Genomic DNA, 18,650 nt, shown 5'->3' with positions numbered 1-18,650 from the left:
GCATCAGACGCCGAAGGGATAGGTATCCGGCACCTCCTCCGGTCGCCACAGCTCGCCCTTGTCGAACGGCTCCACGGCGCGGGTCTCGTCGAGGTGGAACACGGCGTCGAACTGCTCGGCCACGGCAGCCTTGAAGTAGTGGCTGATGCGCTCCGACTCGGGTCGGTAAATCACGCCGATGGCGCGCTCCCATAGCGGCTCCTTCAACGGAGCGGCACGCTCGCCCAGCGGCAGGTAGAAGTCGCCGGGACCGCTGTCATGGAACAGCCGCTCGATGCTGCCTTCCATCGCCGGCCGAACCCGACGATGCTCCACCGGCCCACCCCAGTCGCGGGCCGCCGAGACGAAGCCGGTATGGGTGGTGAAGCCCACCAGCAGCGCCTGGTCGGCACCGAAGCGGTGGCGCACCAGTTGGCCGACGTTGTGCTGGCCACGATGCCAGCCCATGTCGGTGAAGGATGCGTCGCCCAGGTGGGAGTTGTGCGCCCACACCACCAGCTTGCCCTGCCCACCCTGCCGACGCAGATGCTCGCGCAGCTCGGCGAGAGTGTCGGTCATGTGCTCGTCACGCAGGTTCCAGGTATCCACCCGCGAGCCGAACATGGCGCGATAGTAGTGCTCCGCATTGACCACCACGCGGGCGTTCTGCTCGGCGAAGAACTGCTCGTCGCGGGCACTTCGACCATCCTCACGTAGATACTCGCCGGACTTCCCGAGCAGATCGGCGAGCAGGCGCACGGCAGCGTCCTCGCAGATACGGCTGAGACCGAAGGCGGCATCGTGGCCATAGCGTACCGGATCGCCGCCGTGGTCGAGGCAGGCGTAGCCCTCGCGGGCGATGCGCGCCTGCTCCGGGTCGATGCCATCGAGGTACTCGATCACCGCCTCCGCCGAGCGATGCAGGCTATAGATATCCAGGCCATGAAAGCCCACCTGCCCCGTCTCGCCCTGCCCGGCGTTGTGCCGTTCGAGCCAGCCGATGAAGTCGCGCACTTCGGTATTGCGCCACATCCACCGCGGGAAACGCTGGAAGTCGTCGAAGGCGCTCTTGAGGGTGTCGGCGCCGCTCCCGCGCACGTAGCGGTCGAGCCGCAGCGCGTCGGGCCAGTCGGCCTCGACGACCACCGCCTCGAAGCCCTTTTCGTGGATCAACCGTCGGGTGATCTCGGCGCGCATGCGGTAGAACTCGGCAGTGCCGTGAGAGGCCTCGCCGAGCAGCACCAGTGAGCGCTCACCAACCTGCTCGAGCAGGCGGTCGTAGTCACGGCTCTCGCCGGCAAGGGGGATGGCATGGTCGCGAACGTAGTCCTGAGGAGTCGTCATATTGCACCTCCTCCATGAAGGCAGAGACTGTCCCAAAACTGTAGAAACCGCTCCCGCTTACGCTCAAGGTTTGGAAGGGTCAGCGCCGTAGAATCACGAGCCAGCGCCCCAGATTGAGGATGCTCGCCAACGAGGCTGCCACGTAGGTGAAGGCGCAGGCCGTGAGCACATGGCGAGCGCCGGGCATGTCATAAGGCGGCACGTACTCGCGCAACAGCGGCAGGGCGCGATTGAAGCTGGCGTCGAACTCCACCGGCAGGGTTACCAGGTGCACCAGCGCTGCGGTGCCGAAACTGATCACCGCCATGACGATCACCATGGCCAGCCCCCCCGGCAGGCGGGTCAGGATGAACAGGAAGGGAGCGGCCATCATCAGCAGTGCGCCGATCTTCTCGGCCCGGTGCGCCACCCCCACCATGCGCGACCGGGCGATCAGCGGCGCATAGCCTTCGTGATGCTGAATGGCATGGCCGACCTCGTGGGCGGCCACGGTCACTGCGGTGAGCGAGCGGCCTTCGTAGTGCTCGCGGGAGAGCCGTACCCGGCGCGCCTCCGGGTCGTAGTGATCGCCCTGCTCGGTCATTTCCACCTTGACCCCTTCGATGCCCAGGCGTCGCAGCAGATGGTCGGCCAGCTCGGCGCCAGTGCCGGGATAGTCGTCCCGCCCTTTGGCATGGCGCGCCAGCACCCACTTGGCCCAGACGTTGGGCAGCACGAAGATAGCCAGCAGAAAGGCGATCAGCAGCACGATCATGGCGTTTGGGATCTCGCTTCAGCGTCTCGAATTTGGACCAAGCCTACCCGTTTCGGGTTCATGCGTCGCCCCAGGTCTTGATGCCGTTACTGACACCGGTACTTGACGCTGCCCCATGCCACAAACAATAATTATTCGCGTTTGATACAACAACCCATTCAGGCCGACACCATGTGCGCAACCTCCCCCGATCCGACCAAGGCCCGCGCGCAGGCCGCTGAGCCGTTCGATCCAGCGGGCCAACCCGGTTACGTCACCAGCAGCGCGCTGCTCGACGAGCGCGGCCAATTGATCATCGAGCATCGCGGCAAGCGTTACCAACTGCGCGAAACGCGTAATGGAAAACTGATACTGACCTCATAACTTCGACGAGAAGAACGCCAGCCAGGTAGCCTTCGCCACCCAGCCAGCCGCTCATCGCCTGATACGACAAGGGAACTTCAGGAACATGAAGCGAGCATCGAGCTGCACCGGCGCCCTGGCGCTGCTGGTACTGTCACCTATCACCCTGGCCCAGACGCCCACCGGGCCGGCCAGCGTGCCCGACCTTGCGCCCCTGGTGGTAACGGGCACGCGCACCCCCGCGGATACCTTCTTCGCCCCGCTGATCGTCGACACCATCGATCGCCACGACCCTACACTGGCCTCCGCTTCTCGGGTCGAGGACATCCTTGCCGACCAGCCCGGCCTGCATGTGGCCGGCCAGGGGCGGCGCAACGGCCAGACCCTGAGCCTGCGCGGCTTCGGCAGGAACGGCGTGCTGGTACGCCTCGACGGCGTGCGCCAGGACATCAATACCGGCCATCTCGGCAACTTCTATCTCGACCCTGCGCTGCTGCGCGAGGTGCAGGTGGCCCGCGGTGCGCTGTCAAGCCTCTACGGCAGCAACGCCATGGGCGGGGTGGTCAGCTTCGAGACGGTGGACGCCGCGGATCTGCTGCGCCCGGGTGAAAACAGCGGCGTGCGGCTTTCGCTGCGCGGCGCCACCGCCAACGACGAGCTCGGCGTCACGCTGAGCCTGTTCGGCAGGCGCGATCTGGCCGACGGCAGCAGCCTCGACGGCCTGCTCGCCCTGGGCCGCAGCGAGTCCGGCGACATCCGCCGCGCCGGCGGTCAGACCACACCGGAAGATGCCAGCCTCGACAGTCTGCTGGCCAAGGGTGGTTGGCAGCTCAACGACGACCACCGCCTGTTCGCCAGTTGGCAGCACTATGCCGAAGACGCCAACCAGCCGCCCAACCCCCAGCAGTTGGTGATCGAGAGCGAGCTGCGCGACCGCGACACCACCAGCGACAACCTGCAGTTGGGTCACCGCTGGTCGCCGGCACCGGAAACCCAGATCGACACTCGCCTGACCTTGAGCCGTCAGCAGATCGAGGAGCCTACGGCGGAGCGCACTTTGGAGCGCCTGGGCGTGCAGAGCGACGGCTACCACCGCCTGGATCACGGCTGGCTGTCGCAGACGCTGGCCTTCGGCGCCGAGGCGAGCCGCGCCACCCAGCGCCCGGGCGGCACGGCCTCGGGCTTCCCCGAAGCCGACATCGACAGCGTTGCGCTCTATCTCGACGACACCTTGACGGTGGGTCGCTATCTCGACCAGGGCGGCATCGGCGAGTTCGATCTCGGGCTCGGCGCCCGCCACGACGGCTACCGCGCCGAAGACAGCCAGGGCCGCGAGAGCGACCGTAGCCGGGTTTCGCCACGCCTGCGACTGGCCTGGCGCCCCAGCGGCGATCTGATGCTCTACAGCGGCTATGCCGAGGCCTTCCGCGCCCCCACGCTTTCCGAGCTCTACGCCGACGAGCGCCACTTCGGCGGCTTCTGCATGGGCCCCTTCGTCTGTGTGCCCGACAACTTCTGGGTACCCAACCCCGACCTGCGTCCGGAAACCAGCAAGAGCTGGGAGAGCGGCCTGGCCTGGCACTTCGGCGATTGGGGCCTGCGTGCCAGCTATTTCGACACCCGTGCCGAGGACTTCATCGACACCGAGGTCGACATCTTCGCCGGCACCACCCGGGCCACCAACGTCAGCCGCGCCCGGCTGTGGGGCTATGACGCCCGCCTCGACTGGTCGCCTTCGGACACACCCGTCACGGCCTTCCTGGGCCTGGCCGAAGTGAGCGGTCACGACCGCGACAGCGGTGACCCACTCGGCAGTCTGACCCCGCTGGAAGCGCTTACCGGCCTCGATTACCACCTGTCCGGCCCCGACCTGACTCTGGGTTGGCGCGGCCGCTTCGCCCGCTCCTTCGACAAGCAGGGCGAAGACGAAGCGCTGCCCGGCTACGGCCTGCACGACGTGCAGCTCGCCTGGCAGTTCTCGCCGCTGCTTTCCGCCTCGCTCAAGCTGCGCAACGTTGCCGACAAGGAGTGGTACCGCCCCGACGGCAACCTCGGCGACGGACGCAGCCTGCTCGCCAACGTCAGCCTTCAATGGTGACAAGGAGATACGCATGAACGCTTCGACCCAAACCCGCCAAGCCATCCTCGACGCCCTCGACGCCGCCCGCGAGGCCACCCCTCACCTGCCGGCGCTGGATATCGCCCGGCGCCTGGACATCAGTGAGGGTGAGCTGCAGGCCGCCCGCCTCGGCCGCGACGTGTTCACCCTGCCGCTGTCGCCCCATGCGCTGGCCTCGCGTTTTCACCAACTGGGCGAGGTCAAGGCGCTGACCCGCTCACGCCACGCGGTACTCGAACAGCAGGGGATCTACCCGACCCTGCGCGGCTCGGAGCAGGCTGGCCTGCTGCTCGCCCCGGGCGGGCTGGATCTGCGCCTGCACCTGAGCCAGTGGCATTGGGCCTGCCTGATCCGCGACCGCATGCCTAACAAGGAGAGCGGCACCGTCCAGCGCCTGAGCGTGCAGATCTTCGATCGTCATGGCATTGCCCTGCACAAGCTGTTCTCGCTGGCAGCGGAACCCCCCAGAACCTGGCAGGAACTGCAAGCACTGGGCAGCACGCAGGAGCCCGCTTTCACCCAGGCTGCCGAGCCGCTGCCACGCGCCCTGCCGACTGTGCCCACCCTGGCCGAGGAGTGGGCGCAGATGAGCGACGTGCATCAATTCTTCGGCCTGTTGAACCGCCACCAACTGCGTCGCCACGAGGCCAACGCCCTGATGGAGGGCCGCTTCACCCGGGCGCTGCGCCCCGGCGCCTGCGAAGCGGTGCTGAGCGAGGCCGCCAGCGGCGAGCTGCCGCTGATGCTGTTCGTGGCCAGCCCGGGCTGCGTACAGATCCGCACCGGCAAGATCCCGGCACCGCAGCGCATGCGCGGCTGGCTGAACCTGTTCGGCAAGGACTTCACCCTGCACCTGGACGATGCCAACATCGCCCGCGTGTGGCAGGTGCACAAGCCCAATCGCGATGGCGGCGTGACCAGCCTCGAGGCCTTCGATGCCCAGGGCGGGCTGGTACTGCAGATCTACGCCGAGCGCTGCGAGGGCCAAGGAGAACGCCTTGAATGGCGTCAGCTGCTGGACGGCCTAGATGCCCGCGAGGCCGCGGCATGAGGTTACCGTCCTGGCTGCCGTGGCTGGCCAGCCTGGCTTTGCTCATTTGGCACATGCAGGCGTCTGCCGCACCGCCGCGCACCGTAGTGATCGGCAGCGACGTGGCTGAGATCCTCGCTGCCCTCGATGCACTGGAAGGCGTGGTGGGACGCGACGACACCAGCCAGTATCCCGAGAGCGTGGCTGCACTGCCCTCGGTAGGCTACCTGCGGCAGTTGGCAGCGGAAGGCATCCTGTCGCTCGCTCCACAGCGCTTGATCGTTGCCGCCGCGGCCGGGCCGCGGGAAGTACTGGCCCAGCTCGAAGCCGTGGGCGTCGACGTGGTGCGCATCGAGCAAGGCGCCAATCTTGCCTCGCTGCCCGACAAGATTCTTGCGGTGGCACATGCCCTCGGCCGCACGGCCGACGGCGAAGCGCTGGTCGCCGACATCGAAGCACAGCTCGCCCAGCTTGCCGAGCTGCGTGAAGATGCGCCCGAACCGCCACCAAGTGCGATGTTCCTGCTCAGCCACAGCGGCATGACGCCCATGGCAGCGGGACGCGACACCGCCGGTCAGGCCGTGATCGAAGCGGCCGGGGGACGCAACGCCTTCACCGGCTTCAACGGCTACAAGGCGGTGGGGGCGGAAGCCCTGGTCGACGTGGCGCCCGAGGTGGTGATCGCGACCCGCAGCGGACTCGAGGGCATCGGCGGCGCGGCCAGGCTGTGGCAGCTTCCCGGCCTGGCCATGACCCCGGCCGGACGCGAGCGACGCCTCATCGTCTGCGACGATCAGGCACTGCTCGGCTTCGGGCCGCGTACGCCTGCCGCACTGATGGCGCTGTACGAGGTGCTTCATGGAGAACAAGAGCGCGCCGGGGCCGCCTGCGGGGAAGTAGCGTCATGAGTCGCACCCTGCCCTTGGCCGGACCCTGGCGACGCCGGGTGGAAGGGCGGCGAAAGCAGCCTCGCTCGCCCGGTCAGGTGCTCGCCCTGCTGGGCCTGGCGGTACTGGCGGCGCTGCTGGTGGCGGCGATGAGCGGCAGCGTCGGGCTCTCGCCCCGGGTACTGCTCGGCGAGTGGCCCAGCCCGCTGGCCTGGCAGGTATGGTGGCAACTGCGCCTGCCACGGCTGCTGCTGGCGGCGCTGGTCGGCGCCATGCTGGCCGGCAGCGGCGCGGCCATGCAGGGACTGTTTCGCAACCCGCTGGCTGACCCTACCCTGCTGGGCCTGGCCAGTGGCGCCGGCCTGGCCGTGGCGCTGTGGATCGTACTGTTGGGCGGTGCCGGCAGCAGTCTCGGGCTCTATGGACAGTTCCTGGCTGGCTTTCTCGGTGCGCTCGGCGTATGCGTGCTGGTGTTCGCCCTGGGCCAGCGCCAGCACGGCCAGGAGGCACTTTTCACCCTGCTGCTGGCGGGGCTGGCGATCAATACCCTGGCGGGAGCCATGGGCGGTGTGATGGCCTTCATCGCCAGCGACGAGCAGCTGCGCCAGCTCAGTCTGTGGGGTATGGGCAGCCTCTCACACGCGCTATGGAGCGCCACCCTTGGTGCTCTGATAGGCATCCCACCGGCGCTATGGTGGCTGCTGCGCTGCGCCCGCGGGCTCGACCTGCTGCAGCTCGGCGAGCTGACCGCCCACGGCGCCGGGCTCGATGCACCGCGACTCAAGCGCCACGTGGTGGTGGCCACCGCGTTGGGGGTTGGCTTGTGCGTGGCGCTGGCCGGGATCATCGGCTTTCTCGGTCTACTGGTGCCCCACTGCCTGCGCCTATGGCTGGGGCCAGGGCATCGCCTGCTGCTGCCCGCCTCGATGCTGGGCGGCGCCCTGCTGCTGATCGTGGCCGACACCCTGGCTCGCACCCTGGCGAGTCCGGCCGAGGTACCGGTAGGGCTGCTCACCAGTCTGCTGGGTGGCCCCTACTTCCTGTGGCTGCTGCTGAAGCGGAGAGCGCGATGCTGAGTCTGATCGAGGCCGGCTTCGCCCGACCGCCCACCCTCGCCCCGTTCAGCGATAGTCTGCAGCCGGGGGAGCTGCTCGCCATCGTCGGGCCCAACGGCGCCGGCAAGAGCACCCTGCTGTCGCTGCTTTCCGGTTTTCGCCGCCCCGAGCGTGGCTCCGTCTGTCTGGACGACACGCCGCTGTCGGGCTGGGAGCCCGCCGCCCTGGCCCGACGCCGGGCGCTGGTGGCCCAGAGCCTCACCCTGGGCTTCGACTGGCCGGTGCGTGAGCTGGTGGCCTTGGGCAGCGCAGCCACTGCGTCGGAAATCGACGCGGTACTGGCCCTGCTCGACCTCGAAGCGCTGGCCGAACGCGGCGCCATGAGCCTTTCGGGCGGTGAAGCCCAGCGGGTGATGATCGCCCGTGCTCTGTGCCAGTTGGGCCTGGGACGCAGCGAGCAGACCGAACCGGGCCAGGTGTTGCTGCTGGACGAGCCCACCAGCGCCCTGGACATCGGCCAGCAGCAACGCCTCATGCGTCTGCTGCGCCACCTGGCACAGGCACACCGACTGGCCATCGCCTGCGTGCTGCACGATCTCAACCTGGCGGCGCGCTATGCCCATCGCGTCTGGCTGCTGGAGCGCGGCCACCGCATTGCCGCGGGCACGCCGGCCGAAGTGCTAGACGGTCGCACTCTGGCCCGGGTCTTCGAAGCCGAGCTGACGGTGGGTAGCCGTCAGGACGATGGCTCACCGCTGGTACTGCTGGCGCCCTGAACTCAATCGCCATCGCCCAAACGCCGCCGCCCCGGCCAAGGGCCGGGGCGGCGTATGCAAAACAGCGCTTCAGGTCGTGACGGGGGTCGCTTCGACGTCGCGCATCAGGGCGTCGAAGGCCACCGAGGCCTTGACCCTGGGCGTGACCGACTGTACCTCACCACCGCTGTCGTGATCGCGGCCGATGGCGTACTGCACCGCCTCGACGGCGCTCTTGCCGTGGTCGATGGCAGCCAGCGCCCACTTCCAGCCGGTGCCGTAGGCGACGGGGCCATTGACGGGAATGCGTACCAGCTTGTTGAACATCTCGAAGACACCCTCGGGGCCGGCGATGATCATCTCGACCCGGCTGACGTTCGGCTTGTCGTTACGCGGCGCCCCGGCCTGGAGCCATTCCAGCACTTCCCACCACTCCTGCTGCTCGCCGGCGAAGGCAACCCACTCGCCGTTGTCGAGCTGGAACAGCTTCTGCGCATGGTTGTAAGTCGAGCCGTTGACACTGATCAGCGAATCCGTCGCAAGCGTCGTTCCATCCCATACGATTGTGGTCATGCTGGATACCTCGGGTGATGAAGGGCGCGGGCCTCAACGAGATTTAAACGAGGCCCTTGCATCAGGCGCAGGGTAGGAGCGAAATACGCAAGAAATCGACACACAGAATAACGGATTTGTAACCCACCAAAGCGATGTAGTAGCGCCCAGGACAGCGCCAGATCAGTCCCTGAGTACAACCTAAGACTGCGACGTCCGGCGCACCTGCTCAAGCCCCTCCTCGGCAATCAGCCCCTGAGCGCAGGCATGCTCGGCCATGGTGGCGCTGTCCTCGGCCAGCACCAGATCACAGCCGGTATGACGGATCTCTTCGCGCAGCGCATGAATGGCGCGTTCACGGTCAGGCTTGCGTTCGACCCGGCGAATGTAGACCGCACGAATGCGTTCGGGGTATTCGTGCACGATCCGCGCATAGACTTCCGGGTCGTGCTGCCCGCTGTCGCCGATCAGCACGCAGGGCAGCTCATCGCGCATCTCCAGCATGTGCTGGATCAGGTCGTACTTGTGGTCTTCCGCGCGACGCGGCCAGGGTTTGCGCCAGGAGATGCCCCACTCGCGCAGGAACAGTATCGGCCCGACGGGAATACGGTTGAGCTGGAAGAACTCCTCGAGCATCTCGTAGATGCTCCAGGGGCCGCGCGACACGTAGAGAATCGGCCTTTTAGCCTTGCCGCTACGGCCCACGTGCAGCGCCTGATAGAACGCCGCCACGCCGGGAAAGGCCATGCGCTGATGGGCCTGCTTGACGAACAGACGGTGCAACATGCGCAGCTTGTTGGCCACCCCGGTGTACATCACCGTGTCGTCGATGTCGCTGATCACCAGCAGGTCGGCTTCAGCCGGCGGAATGTACACCTCGGTGAACGATTGCACCGGCTCCACCCCCGGCAACACCACGTGCAGTTCCGCATGGTGCCAGGCGCTGTCTTGGGGCAGGGGGTGCTCGATAGGCAGGAGTACGTCGAAGTAGCCGTCACGGTCGGTGGACACGGTGGTGACGTTGTCCCCCAGGGTGACCTCGACGGTGACCTGCGGCAGGCCGCGGCGAAAGACTCGCCGAATCACATCGGCCAGATCGCGCAGTACGCCGTAGCGAGGTATCACGTCACCCAGCGCGGCCTGACGAAACACCCGGCCCATCAGCAGCACCTCATGCCGTGAGCCATAACCACGATAGGGGTGCACCACGTAGCCACCCTGCCCGCGGTCGCGCCGCATGGGGCGGGCAGCGATGTGCAGCAGACGCCGGAGAAAACCGCTCATGGGCCCCTCCGAATCAACCACAGCCGATCCTGGCAATACGTCATCGTTTCCTCCCTGAAACTCGACAGGGTCCGGCTTACGCCGGACCCTGTCTATAGTGTGGAGGATGTTTCAGCAGAATCAACCGCCTATGTATTGCTTAGTTACGCTCGGTCAACGCAGCAGGTCACGCACGTCCTTCGCCTCCCAGTGCGGGAAGTGGCGGCGCACCAGCGCATTGAGCTCGAGCTCGAAGGCGGCCCAATCCACCTGATGACCGCTGCCTCCCCCCGCCTCGGCAGTACTTCGCACCATGCCCGCGCCGACGGTGATGTTGGAGAGCCGGTCGATGACGATGAAGCTGCCGGTGCCCGGGCTCTGGTCGTAGCTGTCGAGTGGCACCTCCGCAGTCAGCTCGACCCGGCAGCGAGCGATGGCATTGAGTTCGAGCCGGTCGGCAGCGTGACGCTCCAGAGTGTTGACGTCCACCTGATGGTGAATGGCTTCCACACGACCGGCCACCGAGCGGCCGGCCAGACGAATGTCATACTGCCGGCCCGGCGTCAGCGGCTGCTCGTGCATCCAGACGATGTCGGCATCGAAGGCGTTGGTCAGCGTGACCTCGGCGTCCTCGGCGACGATCCAGTCGCCGCGGGAGATGTCGATCTCGTCCTCCAGGGTGACGGTCACCGCCTGACCCGGCCACGCTGCGTCCAGATCGCCATCGAAGGTCACCACACGCTCGACCCGACTGGTCTTGCCCGAAGGCAGCGCCTTGATCGCCTGCCCCGGGCGCAGCACACCGGCTTCCAGGGTGCCGGCATAGCCGCGGAAGTCGAGATTGGGGCGATTGACGTACTGTACCGGGAAGCGCAGATCGGTGAGGTTGCGGTCGCGGCTGACCTCGACACTTTCCAGCAGCTCCAGCAGTGCCGGTCCCTGTTCGCCCGCGACCCGGTACCAGGGCGTGCGGTCGCTGCGGTTGACCACGTTGTCGCCTTCCAGCGCCGACATCGGCACGAAGCGCAGGTCGTTGACCGAGAGCTGCTCGGCGAAGCGCCGGTAGTCGGCGACGATCTCGTCGAAGCGCGCCTCGTCGAAGCCCACCAGGTCCATCTTGTTCACCGCGATGACCAGGTGCTTGATGCCCAGCAGGTCGGCGATGAAACTGTGACGCCGGGTCTGGGTCTGCACGCCGTAACGGGCGTCGATCAGGATGATCGCCAGGTTGGCGGTGGAGGCGCCGGTGGCCATGTTGCGGGTGTACTGCTCGTGCCCCGGGGTGTCGGCGATGATGAACTTGCGCTTGTCAGTGGAGAAGAAGCGGTAGGCCACGTCGATGGTGATGCCCTGCTCGCGCTCCGACTGCAGACCGTCGACCAGCAGCGCCAGGTCCACGGCATCGCCGGTGGTGCCGCTCTTCTTGGAGTCGCGGGTCAACGCCGCCAGGTGATCGTCGAAGATCATCTTGGAGTCGTGCAACAGCCGACCGATCAGGGTCGACTTGCCGTCGTCGACGCTGCCGCAGGTAATGAAGCGCAGCAGGTCCTTGTTCTCGTGCTCGTGCAGGTACTGCTCGATGTTGTCGGCGATCAGTGTCGATTGATGTGCCATCAGAAATAGCCCTCGCGCTTCTTCTTCTCCATCGAGCCCGCCTGGTCATGGTCGATGGCCCGGCCGCTGCGCTCGCTGGTGCGGGTCAGCAGCATCTCCTGGATGATCTCGGGCAGCGTGTCGGCCTTGGATTCCACCGCGCCGGTCAGCGGGTAGCAGCCCAGGGTACGGAAGCGCACCCACTTCTCCTCCGGTACTTCGCCAGGGGCCAGCGGCAGGCGCTCGTCGTCGACCATCACCAGCATGCCGTCGCGCTCCACCACCGGACGCGGGGCGGCGTAGTAGAGCGGCACGATGGGGATCTGCTCGAGGTAGATGTACTGCCAGATATCCAGCTCGGTCCAGTTGGAGAGCGGGAAGGCGCGGATCGATTCGCCCTTGTTGACCCGGGCGTTGTACAGGTTCCACAGCTCGGGACGCTGGCTCTTGGGGTCCCAGCGATGGAACTTGTCGCGGAAGGAGAAGACCCGCTCCTTGGCGCGGCTGGCCTCTTCGTCGCGGCGAGCACCGCCGAAGGCGGCATCGAAACCGTACTTGTCCAGCGCCTGCTTCAGCCCCTGGGTCTTCATCACGTCGGTGTAACCGCTGGAGCCGTGATCGAAGGGGTTGATGCCGGCAGCCCGTCCCTCTTCGTTGATGTGCTCGATCAGCTCCATGCCCACCTCACCGGCCATGCGGTCGCGGAAGGCGATCATCTCGCGGAACTTCCAGGTGGTGTTGATGTGCATCAGCGGGAACGGCGGCGGCCCGGGGAAGAAGGCCTTGCGCGCCAGATGCAGCATCACCGAGGAGTCCTTGCCGATGGAATAGAGCATTACCGGGTTGCGGAACTCGGCGGCCACCTCGCGGATGATGTGGATCGACTCGGCTTCCAGTTGCTGCAGGTGGGTCAGCCGGCGTGGCGACACGACGCTCTTGTCGGCCGCCTGGGATACCGGCTGTTGCTCGGGAGCTTTGAGACTGGTCATCGGCCCGGGTACCTCGCATGACGATGGGCAGTAAGAATCATGCGGACAGGGTAACGCCGGGTCGATAATAACGTAAAAGAATGATTACCTATCTTTTTAGATCAAAAACGAATCGAAGCTTTAGATATCGACGCGCTCGATCCAAGTCAGCCACTCGTCGCCGTGGATGTCGAACACCCGATAGCCCGGGCGTGATGCCTCGTCGATGGCGAAGTCGTCAGAGCCGGCCAGGAACTGGTCGGTGGTGGAGGGACAACCATAGACCGTCACCTCGCCCTGCTCTAGCGGCTGCCGACCGACGAAGGCCTGGTGCACGTGCCCGCAGAGAATGGCCTTGACCTGCGGAAAGGGCAGCAAGGCCTGCCACAGGGCATCGCTGTCCTTGAGTCCGATCCCGTCGAGCCAGGCCGAACCGACAGCAAGCGGCGGATGGTGCATGACCAGCAGCGTGGGGCGCTCTTCTTCCGCCAGCCGCTCGACCAATTGACCGATCCGCTCCTGCCCCAGCTCACCGTGAGCATGACCCTTGACGCAGGTATCGGCGACCACGAACCGCCAATCGCCCAGATCGATGTCATCGTGAATGGCCTTGAGGTCCTTCATCAGCTCCTGGCGGTCGTGATTGCCACCCAGCCAGAACCAGGGACACTCCAGCGTCGATAGAACGCGATGGGCATGTTCGTAGGAGGCTGCAGTCTCATCCTGGCTGATGTCGCCACTTACGATGACGATATCCGGACGCTCGGTCCGAATCGCTTCCACCACGGCTTCGAGCTGGCGCAGCGGAAAGCCGGCGCGGGAGCGGGCGTGGGGATCGGCATGCAAGTGGCAATCGGTGAGCTGTACCAGGCGTGTCATCCCGGCAGTTCCGTCAGATTGGTGGGATGGCCGTGCTCCAGGCCGTGGGCCAGCCACTCACCGAGAAAGCGGTTGAGCTGCAGCTTCTCGTCGGGTTGGTACATGCGCACGTTGGGATAGCGATAGCGACCGTTGAAATGGCGCTCGCGCTGGAAGTCGGTGACTTCGGCCATGCGCACGTCGTGATAGAGGTGCACCCGCATGCGTGGCGGCTCGATGACGCCATCCATCAGGCTGCTCTGGCTGACCCGGGCAATGGTGGTATAGGGCGCCAGCTCGAGCACCGACAGCCACAGGGTGCCGAAGCGGCCGCGCTGGCCGGTCAGCTCCAGTTCGCGCGTCTCGCCCGCGCCAAGGTCACCCAGCAGCCGGGTCAGGCGCAGGTAGTTGGCGCTGCATTCGCCCTGCAGGCCTTTCAGATCGGTGACATAGGCGGTTCTCGCCACGCTACCCCCTTGCTCGTAGAGATGCCCGTTCGGCCGCCAACCAGTAGAAGGCAACCAGGCACATGGCATTGTCGAGTCTTCCGGCCTGCAAGAGTTCCCAGGCCCGAGTAAACGGTAACACGTGGACGCGGATGTCTTCATGTTCCTCGTCCAGGCCGTGCACACCGCCCAGCCCTTCGCAGTCGACCAAGCCACAGAACAGCGTGACCCGCTCCGTGCAGGCACCGGGACTGGGATAGTAGGTGTGCAGCTCGATCAGCTCATCGACCGTGCAGCCGGCTTCCTCCATGGCCTCGCGGCGTGCCACTTCGGCAGCGCTCTCGCCCGCTTCGACCAGCCCGGCGACGATTTCGAGCTTCCACGGCGATTCCGGATCGCCCAATGCACCGGCGCGGATCTGCTCCACCAGTGCCACGCAATCGCGCTCGACGTCGTAGAGCAGCACGCCCACGGCATCGTGCCGCACGTGCACTTCACGCGTCATCTCACGGCTCCAGCCGCCCTCGAACAGGCGATGACGCAAGTGCACCTCGTCGAGCCGGAAGAAGCCCCGATGCAGGCAGCGACGCTCGATCAGCTCGACATCGGCACCGCTGAAGGCGGGCAGGCGGGCGGCATCCCGGCCGCTATCGTGATTGTCGGTCATGCAGGCCTCCGAGTCTGCGAATGGCGACCATTATCGTGAGCGGAGCCGGGAATGCCAAGCGGTGCCTGCCGACGCCATGCGCTTCGCAGTCGAAGCGCATGGCGGGTGTCGGACTCGAAGCGATGGGAATCAGAGCTGGGAAAGAAGCGCCCTGGCCTGCTCGCGCAGCGCCTCGTCCGAGGCCTGACGATCCTCGCGGGCTGTGCCGTCTACGGCACGCTGCGCATGCTCGCGCGCCTCGTCCCGCCGGCCTTCGTCCTCGAGGAAGGTGGCGTAGTAGTAGTTGACGTCGATACCGTCGGGGCGAATCTGCAGCGCGCGCTGGAACATGCGCTCGGCGGTCGCGCTGTTGCCGAAGCCCACGGGGCGGCCCGGGGCACGGTCGTACAGTGCGCCCAGGGTGACGTAGGCCGAGCCGTTGCCGCCCTGGGGGTCGATCTCGATGGCACGCTCCAGCGCATCGCGGGCGGAACGCGCGCTGCCCAGCGCGCCCAGGCCACTGCGCTCACGGGCGTGCGAAGCCTCGATGATGCCGTACCAGATCAGCGGCTGCGCCTCGCCGGGGTTGGCCTGAACCAGCCGCTCGGCTTCGTCGGACAGCGATTTCAGCGAATGGCGGCGCTGTCCTTCCGCCCGCAGTGTGGTGATCTGCTCCCAGCGCTGCTTGAGCGCCTCGACTTCGCTCTCCCAGGCCTGGGCAACGGTGAAGGGGGCGATCAGAAGCGCAGTGCCGAGGGCGGCGGCGAGTAGCTGGCGTCGAAACATGTCCAGACTCCTTTCTCGAAAAGGATTGTTGTTGGATCCCGGCGTGGAGCCGTCACTCAAAATGTAACGAACGTTTGAATGATACGCCAGCCCGAACGGCGAGATACTGTCGCGTTAGCGACGAATGGCGTATGTTGCCCTTCTCGCCAAATCAAGGAGGCCGTGCATGAAGGGCCGCAACATGACGCGCTGGCGCGATCCCGCCAAGGATCCGCGCCAGGAACCCAGGAGCAATCTGATCACCGCCGAGGGGGCGGCGCGCCTGCGCGGCATTCTCGATCATCTCTCGCGGATCAAACGGCCGGAGCTCTCGGCCAAGGTGGGCGAAGCCGCGGCGCTGGGCGACCGCAGCGAGAACGCCGACTACACCTACAACAAGAAGGAGCTCAATCGGGTCATCGCGCGCATCCGCTACCTGACCAAGCGGCTCGACGAGCTGCAAGTGGTGGACCGCCTGCCGGCGGATACCGACAAGGTGTACTTCGGCGCCTTCGTCACCCTCGAGGACGAAGAGGGCGAAGAGATGCAGATCCGTATCGTCGGCCACGACGAGACCGACACCACCAAGCGCTGGATCAGCGTCGATGCCCCGCTGGCCAAGGCACTGCTGGGCAAGGCGCTGGACGATGAGATCACGGTAAGGGCCCCGGCGGGCGATAGCGTCTACATCATCACCGATATCGCCTATCGCACGCCGGGCAGTTGAGCTCAGGCTCTATCTGAAACGCCGGAATCAGTCTTCCAGCGCGTAATCCACTGTGGTCACCACCCGCACCCGCTTCACGTCCGGCGTGTAGCTGTCGAGATCCTCGATGGAGAAGTAACCTTGGGTGGCCTGGCGAATCTGCCCCACCCGACTGCCGGAGTCCTCGGCGAACTGCTGCGCGGCGCGGCGTGCGTCGGCGGTGGCCGCGGCGATCATCTCGGGCTTGATGGCATCGAGGCCGGTGAAAAGGTATTCGGTGCGGTATTCATAGTTGGGCGACAGCAGCACACCCTGGCGCACCAGCGCGGTGACCTCCGGCATTGCCGCCTTGACCCCCGCCACGTCCGGCGAGCGCAACAGCAGCGTAGCCTCACCGCGATAGCGCTCATCCGGGCGTTGGCCGCCATAGAGATTGCTGAACTGATCGGTGATACGCGGCGGCGTCACGCTGACGTGCTCGGGGTCGAAGCCGCGTTGGGCGAGAAAGTCACGAATCGTCTGCTCATCGCGCGAGAGGATGCGCTCCAGCTCTCCCAGCGTATCGGCGCTGGCGCTGTAGTTGAACGGCCATAGCACCAAGTCCGCCGGCATCTCACGCTCGGCCAGACCGCGCACGGTCACGCTGCGCGACGACTGCTGCCAGACCTCGGCCGCCTGCCTGATGAAGCTGCCTCCCACGATCAACCCCACCGCCAACAGCACACCCAGAACCGCTGCACTGCGCAGATTCCCCGCCATGACCGAATCACTCAGTTGAAGGCTTAGCGCCTGAGCGCATGATAAACCCGAAATCTCCGGTCGTCGGCAACAATCTGGAAGCCGCCGAAAGCGCTTTCGAGCAGGTCGGGATAGGGCAGGAAGGCGTTGGCGACGAGCCAAAGCTCACCTTCCGGCTGCAAGTGCCCCGGCGCCTCGCGAATCAGGCGTCCGGCGGGACCGTAGTCGATACTGCGCTCCTGATGAAATGGCGGATTGCTGACGATGGCGGCAAAGCGACTCTCGCCGAGCGCCGAGTAGACGTCGCTGGCCAGAGCCTGCCCTTCCAGCCCATTGGCCGCCAGGGTGCGCCGGGTGGCCTCCACGGCGAAGGCGTTGACGTCCACCGCCGTCACGGCATGGCCGCGGCGAGCCAGCCAGGCGGCGAGAATGCCGTCGCCGCAGCCCATGTCGAGCACGTCGCGTGCCCTCTCGGGCCCCGGCAGCCCAGCCTCGAGCTGCTCGAGCAGCAGCTTGGTACCGGCATCCAGCTTGCCGTGGCCGAACACGCCGGGATGAGTGGCCAGCACCAGCCCCTCGGCCTCGAAGGTGGTCCAGGCCGCATCCGGGTCGATGCCGACGTCACCGAGGCGGGTCTCGAACAGGATGCAACGCCGCGCGCTGTCGAGCTTGCGGCAGCCCAGCCCCAGCGCCGCCAGCACCTTGAGCACCCGCTTGATACCGCCCTGATTCTCACCCACCAGTTGTAGGCGCGTGCCCGATGGCAGGTTGGCGCACAGCCACAGCAGCCACCACTCACCCAGGGCATGAGCCTTGGGCCAGAACAGCACCGCCCCGGGGGGCTCGCCGACGGCGCCGGCATCGAACGGCGAGAAAGCCTCACGGCCATGCTCCCGCCAGGCCTCGAGCACGCCATGATCGGCGCTGACGGTGCTGCCCTGCCCCTGCTCGAGCCACGCATCCCGCGGTGGGGCCACCCACAGCCAGCCGCGATAGTCGCCGTCCTGACGCTCGAGCAACTGGCATACCGGCGTTTGCGCACTCATCGGGGGGTCTCCTCGGGCGAGCGTCTGTCGTGGACCAGCGTATAGAGCAGGTAGCGTCCCAGCCGCCAGTGCGGTTCGGCCTGGCAGTAGCGGCGCTCCAGCTCCACCAGGCGCTGCCAGTCGTCCTCGTTGGCCGGCGGGTGGCGCAGGTAGTCGTGAAAGACACGAATGCCCGCCACCGAGCGAATCGCCAGACCGCATTCGCGGCTCCAGGCGGCGACCTGCTCATGGCGCAACGGCGAGATGGGAGTCAGACGCTGACGCTTGCCGGTACCCTCGAGGCGGTCGTCCAGCGCCTTCTGCAGATTGCCCTTCACCACGTTGGAAAAGCGCAGCGCATCGCGGTTGAACACCATCAGCGACAGCTGGCCACCGGGAGCGAGGCGCTGCGCCAGGGTGGCAAAGGCCGCGTGGGGGTCATTGAGCCACTCCAGCACGGCGTGACAGGCGATCAGCGGCCAGGGACCGGCGGCATGTTCAGGAAGCGCCTGTAGCGGCGCCTGCACGAAGCTCACCGGCAGGCCGTCGAGGTTCTGGCGAGCCTGGTCGAGCATGTCCCCGGCCGGCTCCAGCAGAGTCACCGCATGGCCGCGCCGGGCAAACCAGGCGGATAGCTGACCCAGACCGCCGCCCACGTCCAGCAGCGGCTGGCCGTCGAGTACGAGCATGCGCGGCAGCAGCTCGTCGAGCAGGGCCAGACGCAGCTCACCGCGCGGGCCACCGTAGAGGCTGCCGGCGAACTTGTCTGCCAGGCCGTCGAAATGACGGTCCCCGGCAGGCGAAAGAGGAGCGGAGTCTGACATT

20 protein-coding genes are annotated in these 18,650 nt (G+C 66.5%); 7 read left to right on the top strand and 13 right to left on the bottom strand.

Going from position 1 to position 18,650, the window contains the following annotated elements; translation table 11 throughout:
- Positions 1 to 3 precede the first annotated feature (3 nt).
- Positions 4 to 1,323, bottom strand: a complete 1,320-nt coding sequence (locus HOP59_RS09695; protein WP_234253782.1) for an erythromycin esterase family protein — start codon at positions 1,321 to 1,323, stop codon at positions 4 to 6.
- Positions 1,324 to 1,402: 79 nt separating this feature from the next.
- Positions 1,403 to 2,077 carry a zinc metallopeptidase gene (locus HOP59_RS09690; protein ID WP_234253780.1) on the bottom strand — a complete coding sequence of 225 codons (675 nt, stop codon included), beginning with the start codon at positions 2,075 to 2,077 and terminating at the stop codon, positions 1,403 to 1,405.
- A gap of 102 nt (positions 2,078 to 2,179) precedes the next feature.
- Between HOP59_RS09690 and hemP the strand changes: the two genes are divergently transcribed.
- The 6 genes from hemP to HOP59_RS09660 all read left to right on the top strand — a co-directional run bounded on the left by hemP (position 2,180) and on the right by HOP59_RS09660 (position 8,286).
- Positions 2,180 to 2,440, top strand: a complete 261-nt coding sequence (gene hemP, locus HOP59_RS09685; protein ID WP_234253778.1) for a hemin uptake protein HemP — start codon at positions 2,180 to 2,182, stop codon at positions 2,438 to 2,440.
- A gap of 85 nt (positions 2,441 to 2,525) precedes the next feature.
- The gene (locus HOP59_RS09680; protein ID WP_234253776.1) at positions 2,526 to 4,517 is read left to right on the top strand and encodes a TonB-dependent receptor domain-containing protein; all 1,992 of its coding nucleotides are present in this window, start codon (positions 2,526 to 2,528) and stop codon (positions 4,515 to 4,517) included.
- Between the two features lie 13 nt (positions 4,518 to 4,530).
- Entirely contained in the window at positions 4,531 to 5,589 is a 1,059-nt protein-coding gene (locus tag HOP59_RS09675) for a ChuX/HutX family heme-like substrate-binding protein (RefSeq protein ID WP_234253774.1), read from the top strand.
- The gene (locus HOP59_RS09670; RefSeq protein ID WP_234253773.1) at positions 5,586 to 6,476 is read left to right on the top strand and encodes a heme/hemin ABC transporter substrate-binding protein; all 891 of its coding nucleotides are present in this window, start codon (positions 5,586 to 5,588) and stop codon (positions 6,474 to 6,476) included. Before HOP59_RS09675 ends, HOP59_RS09670 begins: the two co-directional genes overlap by 4 nt.
- The gene (locus HOP59_RS09665; protein WP_234253771.1) at positions 6,473 to 7,531 is read left to right on the top strand and encodes a FecCD family ABC transporter permease; all 1,059 of its coding nucleotides are present in this window, start codon (positions 6,473 to 6,475) and stop codon (positions 7,529 to 7,531) included. Before HOP59_RS09670 ends, HOP59_RS09665 begins: the two co-directional genes overlap by 4 nt.
- The gene (locus HOP59_RS09660; protein WP_234253769.1) at positions 7,525 to 8,286 is read left to right on the top strand and encodes an ATP-binding cassette domain-containing protein; all 762 of its coding nucleotides are present in this window, start codon (positions 7,525 to 7,527) and stop codon (positions 8,284 to 8,286) included. Before HOP59_RS09665 ends, HOP59_RS09660 begins: the two co-directional genes overlap by 7 nt.
- Before the next feature lie 69 nt (positions 8,287 to 8,355).
- Here the strand turns inward: HOP59_RS09660 and HOP59_RS09655 are convergent, their stop codons facing one another.
- The 8 genes from HOP59_RS09655 to HOP59_RS09620 form a co-directional block, all read right to left on the bottom strand.
- Positions 8,356 to 8,838, bottom strand: a complete 483-nt coding sequence (locus tag HOP59_RS09655) for a 20S proteasome subunit A/B (protein ID WP_234253768.1) — start codon at positions 8,836 to 8,838, stop codon at positions 8,356 to 8,358.
- Between the two features lie 180 nt (positions 8,839 to 9,018).
- Positions 9,019 to 10,101: an App1 family protein gene (locus HOP59_RS09650; protein ID WP_234253766.1), complete on the bottom strand. Its 1,083-nt coding sequence runs from the start codon at positions 10,099 to 10,101 to the stop codon at positions 9,019 to 9,021.
- A 153-nt stretch (positions 10,102 to 10,254) separates the two neighbouring features.
- The gene (gene cysN / locus HOP59_RS09645; protein WP_234253765.1) at positions 10,255 to 11,694 is read right to left on the bottom strand and encodes a sulfate adenylyltransferase subunit CysN; all 1,440 of its coding nucleotides are present in this window, start codon (positions 11,692 to 11,694) and stop codon (positions 10,255 to 10,257) included.
- Positions 11,694 to 12,662, bottom strand: coding sequence for a sulfate adenylyltransferase subunit CysD (cysD, locus tag HOP59_RS09640; RefSeq protein ID WP_234253763.1), 969 nt, complete (start codon positions 12,660 to 12,662; stop codon positions 11,694 to 11,696). The genes cysN and cysD overlap by 1 nt, the downstream gene beginning before the upstream one ends.
- A 120-nt stretch (positions 12,663 to 12,782) precedes the next feature.
- The gene (locus HOP59_RS09635) at positions 12,783 to 13,520 is read right to left on the bottom strand and encodes a phosphodiesterase (protein ID WP_234253761.1); all 738 of its coding nucleotides are present in this window, start codon (positions 13,518 to 13,520) and stop codon (positions 12,783 to 12,785) included.
- Positions 13,517 to 13,966 carry a DUF1249 domain-containing protein gene (locus HOP59_RS09630; RefSeq protein WP_234253759.1) on the bottom strand — a complete coding sequence of 150 codons (450 nt, stop codon included), beginning with the start codon at positions 13,964 to 13,966 and terminating at the stop codon, positions 13,517 to 13,519. The genes HOP59_RS09635 and HOP59_RS09630 overlap by 4 nt, the downstream gene beginning before the upstream one ends.
- A gap of 1 nt (position 13,967) precedes the next feature.
- On the bottom strand, positions 13,968 to 14,612 hold the full coding sequence (locus HOP59_RS09625) for an NUDIX domain-containing protein (protein WP_234253758.1): 645 nt from the start codon (positions 14,610 to 14,612) through the stop codon (positions 13,968 to 13,970).
- Between the two features lie 129 nt (positions 14,613 to 14,741).
- On the bottom strand, positions 14,742 to 15,377 hold the full coding sequence (locus HOP59_RS09620) for a tetratricopeptide repeat protein (RefSeq protein ID WP_103968343.1): 636 nt from the start codon (positions 15,375 to 15,377) through the stop codon (positions 14,742 to 14,744).
- Between the two features lie 166 nt (positions 15,378 to 15,543).
- Here HOP59_RS09620 and greB point away from each other — a divergent pair, with 166 nt between their 5' ends.
- Positions 15,544 to 16,083 carry a transcription elongation factor GreB gene (greB, locus tag HOP59_RS09615; protein WP_234253756.1) on the top strand — a complete coding sequence of 180 codons (540 nt, stop codon included), beginning with the start codon at positions 15,544 to 15,546 and terminating at the stop codon, positions 16,081 to 16,083.
- Positions 16,084 to 16,110: 27 nt separating this feature from the next.
- On the opposite strand, the gene HOP59_RS09610 is transcribed toward greB, so the two are convergent.
- From HOP59_RS09610 to HOP59_RS09600, 3 genes are read right to left on the bottom strand one after another with little or no spacing between them, the layout of a single operon-like run.
- Positions 16,111 to 16,821, bottom strand: a complete 711-nt coding sequence (locus tag HOP59_RS09610; RefSeq protein ID WP_234253755.1) for an SIMPL domain-containing protein — start codon at positions 16,819 to 16,821, stop codon at positions 16,111 to 16,113.
- A gap of 23 nt (positions 16,822 to 16,844) precedes the next feature.
- Positions 16,845 to 17,846 carry a methyltransferase gene (locus tag HOP59_RS09605; protein WP_234253753.1) on the bottom strand — a complete coding sequence of 334 codons (1,002 nt, stop codon included), beginning with the start codon at positions 17,844 to 17,846 and terminating at the stop codon, positions 16,845 to 16,847.
- Positions 17,843 to 18,649, bottom strand: a complete 807-nt coding sequence (locus HOP59_RS09600) for a methyltransferase domain-containing protein (protein WP_234253752.1) — start codon at positions 18,647 to 18,649, stop codon at positions 17,843 to 17,845. The genes HOP59_RS09605 and HOP59_RS09600 overlap by 4 nt, the downstream gene beginning before the upstream one ends.
- Position 18,650 lies beyond the last annotated feature (1 nt).

Source organism: Billgrantia aerodenitrificans (genome assembly GCF_021404405.1).
Classification (GTDB): domain Bacteria; phylum Pseudomonadota; class Gammaproteobacteria; order Pseudomonadales; family Halomonadaceae; genus Halomonas; species Halomonas aerodenitrificans.
The sequence above is the reverse complement of the archived record's forward strand: the minus strand, read 5'-3'. Positions and strand labels throughout refer to the sequence as shown.

What these genes read in the sequence shown, in the direction of transcription:
- HOP59_RS09610 (WP_234253755.1), bottom strand. Translation starts at nt 16,821, where the DNA reads ATGGCGGGGAATCTGCGCAGTGCAGCGGTTCTGGGTGTGCTGTTGGCG.
- cysD (WP_234253763.1), bottom strand. Translation starts at nt 12,662, where the DNA reads ATGACCAGTCTCAAAGCTCCCGAGCAACAGCCGGTATCCCAGGCGGCC.
- HOP59_RS09600 (WP_234253752.1), bottom strand. Translation starts at nt 18,649, where the DNA reads ATGTCAGACTCCGCTCCTCTTTCGCCTGCCGGGGACCGTCATTTCGAC.
- HOP59_RS09635 (WP_234253761.1), bottom strand. Translation starts at nt 13,520, where the DNA reads ATGACACGCCTGGTACAGCTCACCGATTGCCACTTGCATGCCGATCCC.
- HOP59_RS09695 (WP_234253782.1), bottom strand. Translation starts at nt 1,323, where the DNA reads ATGACGACTCCTCAGGACTACGTTCGCGACCATGCCATCCCCCTTGCC.
- HOP59_RS09625 (WP_234253758.1), bottom strand. Translation starts at nt 14,612, where the DNA reads ATGACCGACAATCACGATAGCGGCCGGGATGCCGCCCGCCTGCCCGCC.
- HOP59_RS09605 (WP_234253753.1), bottom strand. Translation starts at nt 17,846, where the DNA reads ATGAGTGCGCAAACGCCGGTATGCCAGTTGCTCGAGCGTCAGGACGGC.
- HOP59_RS09675 (WP_234253774.1), top strand. Translation starts at nt 4,531, where the DNA reads ATGAACGCTTCGACCCAAACCCGCCAAGCCATCCTCGACGCCCTCGAC.
- greB (WP_234253756.1), top strand. Translation starts at nt 15,544, where the DNA reads ATGAAGGGCCGCAACATGACGCGCTGGCGCGATCCCGCCAAGGATCCG.
- HOP59_RS09660 (WP_234253769.1), top strand. Translation starts at nt 7,525, where the DNA reads ATGCTGAGTCTGATCGAGGCCGGCTTCGCCCGACCGCCCACCCTCGCC.
- HOP59_RS09620 (WP_103968343.1), bottom strand. Translation starts at nt 15,377, where the DNA reads ATGTTTCGACGCCAGCTACTCGCCGCCGCCCTCGGCACTGCGCTTCTG.
- HOP59_RS09690 (WP_234253780.1), bottom strand. Translation starts at nt 2,077, where the DNA reads ATGATCGTGCTGCTGATCGCCTTTCTGCTGGCTATCTTCGTGCTGCCC.
- HOP59_RS09670 (WP_234253773.1), top strand. Translation starts at nt 5,586, where the DNA reads ATGAGGTTACCGTCCTGGCTGCCGTGGCTGGCCAGCCTGGCTTTGCTC.
- HOP59_RS09665 (WP_234253771.1), top strand. Translation starts at nt 6,473, where the DNA reads ATGAGTCGCACCCTGCCCTTGGCCGGACCCTGGCGACGCCGGGTGGAA.
- cysN (WP_234253765.1), bottom strand. Translation starts at nt 11,694, where the DNA reads ATGGCACATCAATCGACACTGATCGCCGACAACATCGAGCAGTACCTG.
- HOP59_RS09650 (WP_234253766.1), bottom strand. Translation starts at nt 10,101, where the DNA reads ATGAGCGGTTTTCTCCGGCGTCTGCTGCACATCGCTGCCCGCCCCATG.
- HOP59_RS09655 (WP_234253768.1), bottom strand. Translation starts at nt 8,838, where the DNA reads ATGACCACAATCGTATGGGATGGAACGACGCTTGCGACGGATTCGCTG.
- HOP59_RS09680 (WP_234253776.1), top strand. Translation starts at nt 2,526, where the DNA reads ATGAAGCGAGCATCGAGCTGCACCGGCGCCCTGGCGCTGCTGGTACTG.